This is a genomic window from Spirillospora sp. NPDC047279 (assembly GCF_040643285.1).
Classification (GTDB): Bacteria; Actinomycetota; Actinomycetes; order Streptosporangiales; family Streptosporangiaceae; genus Spirillospora.
The window spans coordinates 71,441-83,751 of sequence record NZ_JBEYUA010000019.1 but is presented as its reverse complement, the minus strand read 5'-3'; the positions used below and the strand labels follow the sequence as shown (position 1 = coordinate 83,751).

The following is a 12,311-nucleotide window of genomic DNA, read 5'->3' as shown; positions in this document are numbered from 1 at the left end:
GACACCCCGCCTGAACAGCGGATTTCCTGAAGTCATGAGCAACGAGCCCCTCCCTTCGGCCGGCGAGCCCGTGTTCCAGCGGCTGCTGCGGCAGCGCATCGTCTTTCTCGGCCAGGAGGTCGACGACACCATCGCCAACCGGATCTGCGGCGAGATGTTGCTGCTGTCCGCCGAGGACCGCACCCGCGACATCCACCTCTACATCAACTCCCCCGGCGGCTCGGTCACCGCCGGGATGGCGATCTACGACGTGATGCAGTACATCCCGAACGACGTGGCGACGTTGTCGCTCGGCTTCACCGCGTCCATGGGCCAGTTCCTGCTCTGCGCGGGCGCCCCCGGCAAGCGGTTCGCGCTCCCGCACGCGCGCATCCTGATGCACCAGCCGTCCGGCGGGATCGGCGGCACCGCCTCCGACATCGCCGTCCAGGCGGAGAACATGCTCTTCACCAAGCGCACGATGCAGCGGCTGATCGCCCATCACACCGGGCAGGCGGTCGAACGCATCGAGGCCGACTCCGACCGCGACCGCTGGTTCACCGCCGAGGAGGCCAGGGACTACGGCTTCGTGGACGAGGTGGTCGGCAGCGCGCCCCGGATCCCGGCGGTCACGGGCTGACGTTCTCGCACCATGGCCGCCGTCACGGGGTGAGGGCGGCCATGGCCTTGCGGATGCGCTTGTCGGACACCGGGTAACGCGTGCCGAGCTGCTGGGCGAAGAGGCTGACCCGGTATTCCTCCAGCATCCAGCGGATCTGCCGGGCCGCCTCGTCGTCGCGCCGCGCCGGGTGCAGCCGCTGGAGCGTCCGCTGGTATTCCTCTTCGAGCACCGCGACCTGCTGCGCCAGCTGGCGGTCGCGGCCCGGGTTCTCCGGGAGCTTGTCGAGGCGGACCTGGAGCGCGCGCAGGTAGCGGGGCAGGTCCGCCAGGCGCTGCCAGCCGGTCTCGGTGACGAAGCCGGGCCGGATCAGCGCGTTGAGCTGCTCGCGGACGCCGGTCAGCGACGGGACGAGCGTGAGGCTGGTGGTGCCGCGCAGCCGCCGGTCGATCTCGTGCGACTCGGCCAGGACACGTTCCACCTGCGCCACGATCGCGGCCGTGGCGTCGTGCAGCTCGGCCCGTACGTGGTCGTGGAGGCGGGTGAAGCCCTCCTCGTCCCACGCCGGCCCGCCGGCCTCGGCGATCAGCCGGTCGGCCGCCGCGGTGACGCAGTCGTCGAAGAGCGCCTGGACCGAGCCGTGCGGGTTGTGGCTGAGTGCGAGCTTGCCCTGGTTGGACAGGCGCGCCTGGACGAGCTTGACCGGGGACGGCGCGTTCATCAGGATCAGCCGCCGCGTGCCCCGCCACATGGCGCGGCGCTGCTCGGCCTCGGTCTCGTACATCCGGACGGCGACGCTGTCGCCCTCGTCGGTGAGCGCCGGGTAGGCCCTGACCTCGTAGCCGGACTGCTTGCGCTCGTACGTGCGCGGCAGCTCGCCGATCGTCCACTCGCGCAGGCCGCCGCGTTCGAGGCCGCCCGCCGACGCCGCCTTGGAGAGCGTGCCGCGCACCTTGCCCTTGAGCGTGCGCTTGAGCGCGTCCAGGTCGCGGTCTTCGCCGAGCGTGCGCTCGCGGTCGTCCACGACGCGGAACGTGAGATGCAGGTGCGCGGGGAGCCGGGACTGGTCCCAGGCCTCGCGGGCGACGGTGACGCCGCTCATCGCCGTGAGCTCGCGTTCGAGCGCGTCCAGCAGCGGCTCGGTGCGCGGCGACACCCGTTCGAGGACGCGGCGCGCGAAGTCGGGCGCGGGCACGAAGTTGACGCGCAGCTGCTTGGGCAGCGACCGGATCAGCTCGGTGACCAGCTCGGTGCGCAGGCCGGGCACCTGCCAGTCGAAGCCGTCGGGCCGGACCTGGTTGAGCACCTGCACCGGGATGTGCACGGTGACGCCGTCGGCGTCGGTGCCCGGCTCGAACTGGTAGGTCAGCCGGAGCCGCAGCGGGCCGTGCTGCCACACGTCCGGGTAGTCGGCCTCGCTGACGTCGTCGGCGCTCTCGTTGATGAGCATCGACTTCTCGAAGCTGAGCAGGTCGGGATCGGTGTGGCGGGCGCTCTTCCACCAGGCGTCGAAGTGGCGCCCGGAGACGACGTCGTCAGGCACGCGCTCGTCGTAGAACTCGAAGAGCGTCTCGTCGTCCACCAGGATGTCGCGGCGCCGGGCGCGGTGCTCCAGCTCCTCCACCTCGTCCAGCAGCGCGCGGTTGTCGTGGAAGAAGTGGTGGCGGGTCTCCCAGTCGCCCTCGACCAGCGCGTGCCGGATGAACAGCTCGCGCGCCAGCTCGGGGTCGACGCGCCCGTAGTTGACGTTGCGCTGCGCGACGATCGGCACGCCGTACAGCGTCACCTTCTCGTACGCCATCACCGCGGCCTGCTTCTTGGACCAGTGCGGCTCGCTGTAGTTGCGCTTGACCAGGTGGCCGGCGAGCGGCTCGACCCAGTCAGGCTCGATCTTCGCGTTGATGCGCCCCCAGAGCCGGGACGTCTCGACCAGCTCTGCGGCCATGACCCAGCGCGGCGGCTTCTTGAACAGCGCCGAGCCGGGGAAGACGGCGAACTTGGCGCCGCGCGCTCCCAGGTACTCGTGGCCGCGGCGGTTGCGGGGGCCGTCGTCCTTCTTGTCGGTGTCCATCAGGCCGATGTGCGACAGCAGGCCCGACAGGAGCGAGACGTGCACGCGGTCGGGGTCGGCGTCGGTGCTGTTGAGCGTGATGCCGAGCGTCTTGGCGACCTGCTTGAGCTGGGAGTGCAGGTCCTGCCATTCGCGGACGCGCAGGAAGTGCAGGAACTCGTTCTTGCACATGCGGCGGAACGCGCCGCCCGACAGCTCGCGCTGCTGCTCGCGCAGGTAGTTCCACAGGTTGAGGTAGGCCATGAAGTCGGACGTGGGGTCGGCGAAGCGGCGGTGCCGCTCGTCGGCCGCCTGCTGGTGCTCGGCGGGGCGTTCGCGCGGGTCCTGGATGGACAGCGCGGCGGCGATGATGAGCACCTCGCGGACGCAGCCGTTCTTGTCGGCCTCCAGGACCATCCGGGCCAGGCGCGGGTCGACGGGCAGCTGGGCGAGGCGGCGGCCGAGCGGGGTCAGCCGCTTGCGCGGGTCCTGCTCGGCCGGGTCGATGGCGCCCAGCTCGTGCAGCAGGTCGACGCCCGCCTTGACGTTGCGGCGGTCCGGCGGCTCGACGAACGGGAACGCGGCGATGTCGCCGAGGCCGAGCGAGGTCATCTGCAGGATGACCGACGCCAGGTTGGTCCGCAGGATCTCGGGGTCGGTGAACTCGGGCCGGGACTCGAAGTCCTCTTCCGTGTAGAGCCGGACGCAGATGCCCTCGGACACGCGGCCGCATCGGCCCTTGCGCTGGTTGGCGGAGGCCTGGGAGATCGCCTCGATGGGCAGCCGCTGCACCTTGAGCCGGTGGCTGTAGCGGGAGATGCGGGCGGTGCCGGGATCGACGACGTACTTGATGCCGGGGACGGTGAGCGAGGTCTCGGCGACGTTGGTGGCCAGGACGACGCGGCGGCCCCGGTGGGCCTGGAAGACGCGGTGCTGCTCGGCGGCCGACAACCGCGCGTACAGCGGGAGCACCTCGGTGGCCTGGCCCTTGCGGCCGCGGAAGTGCTTTTCGAGGGCGTCGGCGGTGTCGCGGATCTCGCGTTCGCCGCTGAGGAAGACCAGCACGTCGCCCGCGGGCTCCAGGGCCAGCTCGTCCACGGCGTCCAGGATCGCCTGGATCTGGTCGCGGTCGGGGTCGGCTTTGGGGTCCTCGGGGTCGATGACGGGCCGGTAGCGGACCTCGACCGGGTACGTGCGGCCGGACACCTCGACGATCGGCGCGTCGCCGAAGTGCTCGGAGAACCGCTCCGGGTCGATCGTCGCCGAGGTAATGATGATCTTGAGGTCGGGACGGCGGGGCAGGATCTCCTTGAGATAGCCCAGCAGGAAGTCGATGTTGAGGCTGCGCTCGTGCGCCTCGTCGATGATCAGCGTGTCGTACTGGCGCAGCAGCCGGTCGGTCTGGATCTCGGCCAGTAGGATGCCGTCGGTCATCAGCTTGACCAGCGTGTCGTCGCTCGACCGGTCGGTGAACCTGACCTTGTAGCCGACCGCCTCGCCCAGCGGCGTCTTCAGCTCCTCGGCGATCCGGTCGGCGACGGTGCGGGCCGCCAGCCGCCGCGGCTGGGTGTGGCCGATCGCACCCTGGACGCCGCGGCCCAGCTCCAGGCAGATCTTGGGCAGCTGGGTGGTCTTGCCGGAACCGGTCTCGCCCGCGACGATCACCACCTGGTGGTCGCGGACCGCGGCCAGGAGGTCGTCGCGCTTCTGGCTGACGGGCAGCTCGGGCGGATAGGTGATCGCGGGCATCGCGTCCCGGCGCCGGGCGACCCGCCGCTCGGCCGCCTCGACGTCGGCGGCGATCTCGCCGGTGATCTTGTCTCGCCGCTTGGCGTCGCGCATCTGCTGCGTGCCGTCGATACGGCGGCGCAGCCGATGCTGGTCACGCAGCATCAGCTCGGGCAGGCGCGCGCGCAGATCGGCGAGCGGCGATTTCACAGGCGTCCTCATACGTTCGCTAAGGATAGGGTCGCGGGCCGTCAGGCCTGGTCGGCGGGCGGGGACGCACCGGCCGGGCGCCCTGGGCCCGGCACCGATCCCGCCGCAACCTACGCACCGTAGCCGCCGCGGGCGTCCCGCGGCGATTCATTTTCCGGCGGCACGGCCGGACGGAAAGAGCCGGACGGCCTCGGGCCTGATACGTCCAACATCGGCCGCCGCGAGTGAATTCCGAGGATATATCGGCGCTGGTCTTCTGCCTGACCTGGGGTGGTCTGGTGCCGAGGGTACGGCGGACGTGACAAGTCTGATCCCTCGAAAGGACTCCCGGAAAGGGACCGCATCATTCATCATGGGCGTCCATGGAGACTCCGCGGGCGGCCGGACGCTACCGGATCGACAGGCTCCTGGGCTCCGGTGGTTTCGCCGCGGTCTGGCTGGGCCACGATGCGGAGCTCGACGCGCCGGTCGCCATCAAGATCCTCGCCGAGCACTGGGCGCAGCGGGAGGACGTTCGCGAACGATTCGTCCAGGAGGCCCGGCTGCTGCGCTCGGTCGACTCGCACCGGCTGGTCGAGGTCTTCGACATCGGCGTGCTCGACAACGGGCGGCCGTACTTCGTCATGAGCTACGCCGACCGCGGCACGCTGGAGGAACGCCTCGCGGCCGGGCCGATGCCGCTGAACGACGCGCTGAGCGTGGCCCGGGAGGTCGCCCGTGGCGTCGAGGCCCTGCACGCCCGCGGCATCGTGCACCGCGACCTCAAGCCGTCCAACGTGCTGATCCGTTCGACCACCGACGGCGACGAGCGAATCATGATCTCCGACCTGGGCATCGCCCGGACCGACGACCGGCTGTCGAGCCTGACGCTCCCGGCCGGCTCGCCCGGATACATGGCGCCCGAGCAGACCACGATCGACGGCGCCCCCGACCGGCGTTCCGACGTCTACGGCCTCGGCGCGCTGACCTACCACATGCTCACCGGCGAGCCGCCCGGCGAGCGCCGGCCCATGCCGAGCGAGCTCCAGCCGACCGTGCCGCACTCCATCGACGCCGTGGTGGCGCGTGCCCTGGAGCCCGACCGCGAACGCCGCTGGCCCTCGGCGGCCGACTTCGCCCAGGCGCTCTCCCGGACGGTCGGCAAGGTCGACACCGACCCGATCCTCCCGTCCCGCCCCGCCGCCCAGACCCGCCGCAACCGCCGGCGCCGCCACCTGGTCCTCGCCGTCGGCGCCGTGGCCGCCGCGCTCGCCCTGCTGACCGGCGGCGCCGTGTTCGCGCTGGCGGGCGGTGAGGAGGGCGCGCCGGTCGCCGCCGGCGACGCCCGCAAGCAGCACGGCGCGTCCATGGGCGACCCCGACGGCCGCTGGCTGCGCACAGACCAGGACATCCCGCCGCAGTACCGGCGCTTGATCGTGCGCGCGGGCACCTGGTGCGAGCTGAAGGGCCTGAGCCCGGCGCTGATCGCGGCCATGCTCAAGACGGAGAGCGACTTCGACCCAGAGCTCTCCGATCCCCGGCTCAACGAGTACGGCATCGCCCGCTGGACGCCGACCGGCCTGATGCGCTGGCAGCCCGGCGGCGCCGGCAACGCGGCGCCGCGGCCCGCCGACATCACCCCCGAGCTGTCGATCGCGGCGATGGGCCGGTTCCTGTGCACGCAGGGCCGGCAGATCCAGAACGTGCCGGGCGACCCCGCCCTCAACCTCGCCGGGCTCTACCGCACCAGCGTCGGCAAGGTGAGGCAGGCGCAGGGCGTCCCGCCCGGCTCCAGGCCGTACACCCGGAAGGTCGACCACTTCCTGGACGCCTACAGCCCCCGCTGATCACTCGCGCGACTCCTTCGGGACACGCTGGACGAGCCGGAGCGCCAGCCCCGGGCACATCGCCACGGCCTTGCGCGCGTCCGCCTCGAGCCGCACGGGGATGGGGTCGGCCGGGATGACCGGATAGTTGTGCTCGTCCATCCGCACCGTCCCGCGCAGGATGTCGGCGCACAGCCCGTGCCCGTCGCAGCGGCTCCAGTCGACCTCCAGCCGCGACTGCGCCTCGGTCTCGGCGGGCAGCACCCCGAGCACCGGCCGCCCGCACCCCCCACGTTCAACATGCTCGGCGATGTCGGCCTCGAAGACGTCCAGCGCGGACAGCACGAACCGCGACACCCCGTCCGGGTGCGCGCACGCGCCCCGGCCGACCACCATCCCCGCCGACCGCCGTACCCCCTCCAGCGCGGCCGCCGCGTCCCGCCCCGCGGCCAGCGCCGCCAGCCCCCCGGCCATGTCGGGGAGCCCCAGCCGGCACGGCCCGCACTGCCCGGCGGACTCGGCCGCCATGTACCGGGCGACCCGCGCGACCTCACCGATCGGGCACGTGCCCCGGCCGAGCGGCATCACGATCCCCGCCCCCAGCGTCCCGCCCGCCTCCTCGAGGCTCGCCCGCGACACCTGCGTCCGGGTGGCGATGTCGCCGCTCAGCCAGGCCCCGTGGTAGCCGCCCACCAGCACCCCCGAGCCCGCCCGGCTCCCGCACAGGTCGAGCAGATGCGCCAGCGGCGCCCCCGCCGCCGTCTCCACCACCGCCGGGAACCGCGCCGAGCCGCCCACCGTCAGCAACACGGTGCCGGGCTCGTCCGCAGTCCCGACCTTCCGGTACCTCGCCGGCCCCAACCCGGCCAGCACGGCCAGCTGCGCGAACGTCTCCGCGTTGGACAACAACGTCGGCAACCCGTCGACCCCGCGCGTGGACGCGTGGCCCTTACGCCCCGGCGGGATCGGCCGCCGCCCGTTGATCCCCCGGACGAGCGCCCCGCTCTCCCCCGTGATGAACCGCTCCGGCAGCCGCACCACCCGGGCCCGCTCCCCGATCCCCCGTTCCCGGATCGCCAGCTCCACCGACGCGGCGGTCCCCGGATCGGTGACCCCGACCACGATCTCGACCGACCCCAGCGCCGTGGCGGCCAGCGCCGCCCCGTCCAGCACCAGATGCGGCGCGCGCCCCAGCAGCACCTTGTCCTTGGCGCTGCCGGGCTCCCCCTCCGTCCCGTTGACCACCACCACGGTCCGCCTGCCCCGCCGCACCGCGCTGTTGACCACGGCGCGCACCTTGATGGCGAACGGGAACCCCGCACCGCCCCGCCCGCACAACCGCCCCGCCTCCGCCAGCGCGATCAGCTGGTCCGACTCCAGCGGCCTCAGGACGGCATGCAGCTCCCGGTGCGCCCGATGGTCCAGGCGCCCACCGCCTTCGAGCCCCCGCGTGAGCCAGGGCGGCCCGACCTGCCGTACGGCGATCTCGGTCATGACGTCCTCCCCCGAAGGAACGGCCGCACGATCAGCGCCAGCGCCACCGCCACGAAGCACCCCGCGTACGCCAGCTTCACCCACACCGCCGCCTCGCGGCCGGCCGTGAGCCCATGCCAGATCCCCATGGGCCACGCCACATAGGCCGTCAGGTGCAGCACCCGCCACACCCAGGGCCGCCCCGTCAGCGCGAACCTCCCCCGCAGCACCCCGCTGGCCACCGCGAAGAGCAACAGGTAGAACGCCACCGTCCCCAGCGCGAACGTCAGGGACGACGGCATCAGGAACGCCCCCACCACGCCCACCCGATGCCGCAACATCTGCGTCGCCAGATGCGCGACGAGCATCGCCACCGCCACGAACGCCAGCGCCCGATGCACCACCTGCGCCCGCACCCGATGCCGCGCCGTGAGGATCACCCGATCGGTCGCCAGCAACCCCACCATCACCGCCAGCGACAACGCCACCAGCGCGAACACCCCGCAATAGAGATCAAGGAACCGCCCCACCGCACCGACGACCGGCCCGCCCCATCCCATCCCGATCGCCATCCCGAGGACCCACACCACGACCGCCGCCGGAACGAGCCCACCCACCAGCCCGCCCCGGACCCGCCGCCTCCGCCGCCCGGACCTCGACCCCGTACCCACACCGAACCCACGCGTGCCCTCATGCGCGAGCCTGCGATGGTCGGGGGCCATCTCGCCTCTCAAGTGGTACGTAGCGAACTGACTCTGGTCGGTAGGACGCCCACAGTCCAGAGTCAGTTCGCCGTACCGATCAGGCACTCCTTGATCGGCTGACCGTGACCGGCCCCGCTCGGTCCGTCATGGACACGCCCGCTCGGCGCTGGGCAGCTTCCCGGGCGGGCATCCGTTCGTCCACTCGGCCTTAAGGGTCACCCAGGAAAAGAGCGCCTGGCCCGGCTTCAGCCGACCGGTGGCCGGGCCCGTCTCGTGGGACCACCACCAGCATCCTTGCTGTCTCGGATGCCGACCACGCCGTCGACAGACCGACCTACTTCGACGCACTCACCGCCGACCTCACTGTGGCGAGACTTGCGCCAGCCCCCTCGTACCGAGTCAGCTGTTGCGGACCGCCCGTAGGAGTGCGGCCCACTCGCTACCGGTGAGTTCGAGGATGGGACCACCGTCGGCATCCTTGCTGTCTCGGATGCCGACCAGGCCATCGAGAGAGCATGCGACCTCAACGCAGTCCCCGTTCGGTGTGCTTCGACTGGACTTCTGCCAAGCCTCGTAACGGAGGTTCATGCCTCTGATCCTGCCAGGCGCTCGGCTGCCTCCTCCAGGTACGTGAGACTCCTGACGGCCGACAGCGAGGCAGCACGCAATCGCTCGTACACCTCGACGTAGCGCGCCACGTCAGGAGGTTCTGTGTGGACGACGTCAGCATTCACGGTGTCGGCTACCGCCATGGGCCGATCGTCCGGATCGGGGAACGTGTAGAGGACGAACGTTGACTTCGCCACAAATCCCCCCTCGATGCGCGCATCAAGAGGCAGGACACGCACAGCAAGCCTGGGCTCCGCGGACACCGTCCCAACCAGATGCCGAAGTTCTGCGCCCATCACCCCAGCTGGGACCGCCAACCGCCGCAGGAGATACTCATCCACGATGAGTTCGCAGGAAGGGCCTTCTGGTCCGAGCGCCACCTCCTGCCGCTTCAGTCGGGCCTCCACCATGCGTTCCGGCCGATAGTTCAGCGGACCGTCAGCCCTATCCAGGTCGATCAGCGCACGAACGAAATCCGGCGTTTGCAGAAGCCCGGGCAGGGCGACCTGGTAGTAGCCACGGATCGTCCGCGCACCAGACTCGATGTCGGCGTAAAGGCGCTGGCGGGCACCCATGGCGTCGCCGTAGCCGTCCCACCATCCGCGTTCGGCCGCGTCGCGGGCGATGAGGATGATCTCGTCCCGCTTGCGTCCAGTGACCCCCAGCAGATCGAGGATCTTCATGATCTCGGCGAGGTCCGGCCGGATGTGGGCGTTCTCCAGCTTCGAGATCTTCATCCGCGACTGATGCAGCAGCCCCGCCAAACGCTCGGCGGTCAGGCCTCGCTCCTCACGCAAATTACGCAGTTCGGCGGCCAGTCGGCGGCGTCGGACGAACGGGCTGGTCACCGGGTCCTCCTCAGGGGCGGATCGTCTACACCGTGTTACCACCCCGCCACAGGACACGTCCGTGGTTACGGAAGCCCTCGACACGCGTTCGGAAGGCGAACGTGCCACTCGTGAACGTTCGCGCCGAGCACGTGCCAATCACCGAACGGACCACCTCACCACCTTCAAGCCCGTGCCTGGTCGACCACCGGCTGTGACGATGAAGTCCCCCGAACCGTTCTGATCCCGCGAGGTGCCGATGCCGCTCACCCAGACGCCGCTCTACTGGCAACGCGACTTCCCCGGCACCCCGGCTCAGGCACGCACGGCCCGTGCGTTCGTGACCCATCTCCTCCCGCACCACCCACGCCTGGACGACATCCTGCTGGTCCTGAACGAACTGGTCGTGAACGCGATCCGGCACACCGAATCCGGCGAGCCAGGCGGCACGTTCACCGTGGAGATCCTCACCGGCGACAACGGCGTGGCCGTCTCGGCAGCCGACCAGGGCGGCCCCAACGAGCCGACCACCAACCCCACCCACGACCTCCAGGAATCCGGCCGCGGCCTGCACATGGTCTCCCTCACCGCCGAAACCTGGACCTGGCACGGCAACGAGGACGGCCGCCGCGTGACGGCCGTCTTCATGAACGATTCCGCGCCCCAAGAGCGTTCGATTTGACTACTCAAAGTGTCCATGGTGTAGCTTTCCGCAACATGCCATCCCCCCGGCACGATGCCCTCACCAATCTCATCCGCGACCGGCCCGGATTCGCGGCGGAGATCCTCACCGATCTCCTCGGAGTCGATCTGCCCGACCGCAGCGCGATCCGCCTGGGCGACACCGAACTGAGCGACCGGACGTCCAAGGACCTGAAGCCCGACGCCGTCGTCCTCACGGGTCCGCGACAGGCCCCCACCCACGCCATCGTGGTGGAGATTCAGCAGCAGACCTCTGAGAGGAAGCGCCGTCAACTGGCGCGGTACGCCGCCGCGGTGTGGCTGAGCTTCGACTGCGAGGTCACCGTCCTGGTCGTCTGCCCGACCAAGAAGGCCGCCGCCTTCTACGCCGAGCCGGTCCGCACGACGCTGGCCGACTACACGCTCCGGCCGCACGTGCTCGACCCCGACCACATCCCGGTCATCACCGACCCCTACCAGGTCGCCGACAACCCCTCCATGGGCACGCTGTCGGTCACGACGCACGGCCAGGACCCCGCCGTGCTCCAGGCGTTCCTGACAGGGATCCCCAAGGACGAACACGGTCCGGATTACTATGACTACGCATGCAGTATCGCCGCCCCACCGATCCGACAAGCCCTGGAGGCAAGGATGGCCGACTACACGACCTGGCCCAGCGACGCTCCCCTTGCCCGCCACTTCCACGGCCGGGGCAAGGCCGAGGGCCGGGTCGAAGGCAAGGCCGAAGGTGAAGCCAAGATGATCCTCATGGTGCTCGACGCGCGGGGGATCCCGGTGACGCCGGAGACCCGGGACCGCATCGCGAACTGCGGCGACGTCGAGCTGCTCGAGTTGTGGGGCCGGCGCGCCGCGACCGCCGAGACCATCGACGACCTCTTCCGCTGACCCCGCGCTGATCGCACCGCCGAGGTGTCTGGCCGAGTCCGGCCCGTGTCTCCGTCGGGCATTCCCTCACCCCTAGGCTCAGGCCATGGACGACGTGAGCCTCGACAACGTTCTCGTCGTGGCGCACACCCCGCACCGGGACGTCGAAGTGCCGCTCAACGTCATCCCTCCGCGCCCCCGCAACGAAGAATCAAGGGACGCCATCCGACGAGGCCTGCCCTCAGCACCCTGGGCCCCGCCCTCGCCCCATCCGGAACGTCTCTGATCACCGCCACCGGGCTGAGAATTTCACCGGATCGACATCGATCCCCACAAATTATCTGGATAATACACAAGTGCTGAATTCTCCGATCAAAAGGCTGGACTACCCTCCCGAGGTCACACCAGTTACTCGCCCTGGTAACAGATGCATGTATCCTTCACTCACTCAGAGTGACCATCGGGGGCGTAGTGGTAATGATTGAACCGGCCGGTATTCCGATCAAAAGGGTCGGTTACATGCGTTCGGCAGCAGGCGTCATCCAGGAAGTCGCCTGGCACAAGGCTTCCGCCAGCGCAAGCTCAGGCTGCGTAGAAGTCGCCGCGATCGGCACTGCCATCTTTGTCCAGGATTCGAAGAATCCTGACGGTGGGCCGGTTATCAATCTCTCGGCGCGGGCCTGGGCTGGGCTTCTCGACGCGATCCGTCACCGCCAGCCCTAACTCGGGGGAACCCCGGAA

General features: G+C 70.3%; 11 protein-coding genes. 5 read left to right on the top strand and 6 right to left on the bottom strand.

Annotated elements, in window-relative coordinates; genetic code table 11:
• Positions 1–34: 34 nt before the first annotated feature.
• Positions 35–619 carry an ATP-dependent Clp protease proteolytic subunit gene (locus ABZ810_RS38045; protein ID WP_358411675.1) on the top strand — a complete coding sequence of 195 codons (585 nt, stop codon included), beginning with the start codon at positions 35–37 and terminating at the stop codon, positions 617–619.
• A gap of 22 nt (positions 620–641) precedes the next feature.
• Here ABZ810_RS38045 and hrpA read toward each other — a convergent pair whose 3' ends face one another.
• Positions 642–4,598: an ATP-dependent RNA helicase HrpA gene (hrpA, locus tag ABZ810_RS38040; RefSeq protein WP_358411673.1), complete on the bottom strand. Its 3,957-nt coding sequence runs from the start codon at positions 4,596–4,598 to the stop codon at positions 642–644.
• 350 nt (positions 4,599–4,948) lie between these two features.
• Here hrpA and ABZ810_RS38035 point away from each other — a divergent pair, with 350 nt between their 5' ends.
• Positions 4,949–6,412: a serine/threonine-protein kinase gene (locus ABZ810_RS38035; RefSeq protein ID WP_358411671.1), complete on the top strand. Its 1,464-nt coding sequence runs from the start codon at positions 4,949–4,951 to the stop codon at positions 6,410–6,412.
• Here ABZ810_RS38035 and ABZ810_RS38030 read toward each other — a convergent pair whose 3' ends face one another.
• From ABZ810_RS38030 to ABZ810_RS38010, 5 genes are all read right to left on the bottom strand, one after another.
• On the bottom strand, positions 6,413–7,885 hold the full coding sequence (locus ABZ810_RS38030) for an NADH-ubiquinone oxidoreductase-F iron-sulfur binding region domain-containing protein (protein ID WP_358411670.1): 1,473 nt from the start codon (positions 7,883–7,885) through the stop codon (positions 6,413–6,415).
• The gene (locus tag ABZ810_RS38025) at positions 7,882–8,481 is read right to left on the bottom strand and encodes a hypothetical protein (protein WP_358411669.1); all 600 of its coding nucleotides are present in this window, start codon (positions 8,479–8,481) and stop codon (positions 7,882–7,884) included. The genes ABZ810_RS38030 and ABZ810_RS38025 overlap by 4 nt, the downstream gene beginning before the upstream one ends.
• A 332-nt stretch (positions 8,482–8,813) precedes the next feature.
• On the bottom strand, positions 8,814–9,044 hold the full coding sequence (locus tag ABZ810_RS38020; RefSeq protein WP_358411667.1) for a DUF397 domain-containing protein: 231 nt from the start codon (positions 9,042–9,044) through the stop codon (positions 8,814–8,816).
• Positions 8,968–9,156: a DUF397 domain-containing protein gene (locus ABZ810_RS38015; protein ID WP_358411665.1), complete on the bottom strand. Its 189-nt coding sequence runs from the start codon at positions 9,154–9,156 to the stop codon at positions 8,968–8,970. Before ABZ810_RS38015 ends, ABZ810_RS38020 begins: the two co-directional genes overlap by 77 nt.
• On the bottom strand, positions 9,153–10,025 hold the full coding sequence (locus ABZ810_RS38010; RefSeq protein WP_358411663.1) for a helix-turn-helix transcriptional regulator: 873 nt from the start codon (positions 10,023–10,025) through the stop codon (positions 9,153–9,155). The genes ABZ810_RS38015 and ABZ810_RS38010 overlap by 4 nt, the downstream gene beginning before the upstream one ends.
• A gap of 238 nt (positions 10,026–10,263) precedes the next feature.
• Here ABZ810_RS38010 and ABZ810_RS38005 point away from each other — a divergent pair, with 238 nt between their 5' ends.
• The 3 genes from ABZ810_RS38005 to ABZ810_RS37995 all read left to right on the top strand — a co-directional run bounded on the left by ABZ810_RS38005 (position 10,264) and on the right by ABZ810_RS37995 (position 12,293).
• Positions 10,264–10,686: an ATP-binding protein gene (locus ABZ810_RS38005; RefSeq protein ID WP_358411661.1), complete on the top strand. Its 423-nt coding sequence runs from the start codon at positions 10,264–10,266 to the stop codon at positions 10,684–10,686.
• A 35-nt stretch (positions 10,687–10,721) separates the two neighbouring features.
• The gene (locus tag ABZ810_RS38000; protein ID WP_358411659.1) at positions 10,722–11,591 is read left to right on the top strand and encodes a hypothetical protein; all 870 of its coding nucleotides are present in this window, start codon (positions 10,722–10,724) and stop codon (positions 11,589–11,591) included.
• A 432-nt stretch (positions 11,592–12,023) separates the two neighbouring features.
• A complete protein-coding gene (locus tag ABZ810_RS37995) occupies positions 12,024–12,293 on the top strand; it encodes a DUF397 domain-containing protein (RefSeq protein ID WP_358411657.1) in 270 nt (89 codons plus the stop codon).
• The last annotated feature ends 18 nt before the right edge of the window (positions 12,294–12,311 follow it).

Excerpts from the sequence above, each read along its gene's own strand:
- ABZ810_RS38005 (WP_358411661.1), top strand. The coding sequence starts at position 10,264 with ATGCCGCTCACCCAGACGCCGCTCTACTGGCAACGCGACTTCCCCGGC.
- ABZ810_RS38035 (WP_358411671.1), top strand. The coding sequence starts at position 4,949 with ATGGAGACTCCGCGGGCGGCCGGACGCTACCGGATCGACAGGCTCCTG.
- ABZ810_RS38015 (WP_358411665.1), bottom strand. The coding sequence starts at position 9,156 with ATGAACCTCCGTTACGAGGCTTGGCAGAAGTCCAGTCGAAGCACACCG.
- ABZ810_RS38030 (WP_358411670.1), bottom strand. The coding sequence starts at position 7,885 with ATGACCGAGATCGCCGTACGGCAGGTCGGGCCGCCCTGGCTCACGCGG.
- ABZ810_RS38000 (WP_358411659.1), top strand. The coding sequence starts at position 10,722 with ATGCCATCCCCCCGGCACGATGCCCTCACCAATCTCATCCGCGACCGG.
- hrpA (WP_358411673.1), bottom strand. The coding sequence starts at position 4,598 with ATGAGGACGCCTGTGAAATCGCCGCTCGCCGATCTGCGCGCGCGCCTG.
- ABZ810_RS38020 (WP_358411667.1), bottom strand. The coding sequence starts at position 9,044 with ATGCCGACGGTGGTCCCATCCTCGAACTCACCGGTAGCGAGTGGGCCG.
- ABZ810_RS38045 (WP_358411675.1), top strand. The coding sequence starts at position 35 with ATGAGCAACGAGCCCCTCCCTTCGGCCGGCGAGCCCGTGTTCCAGCGG.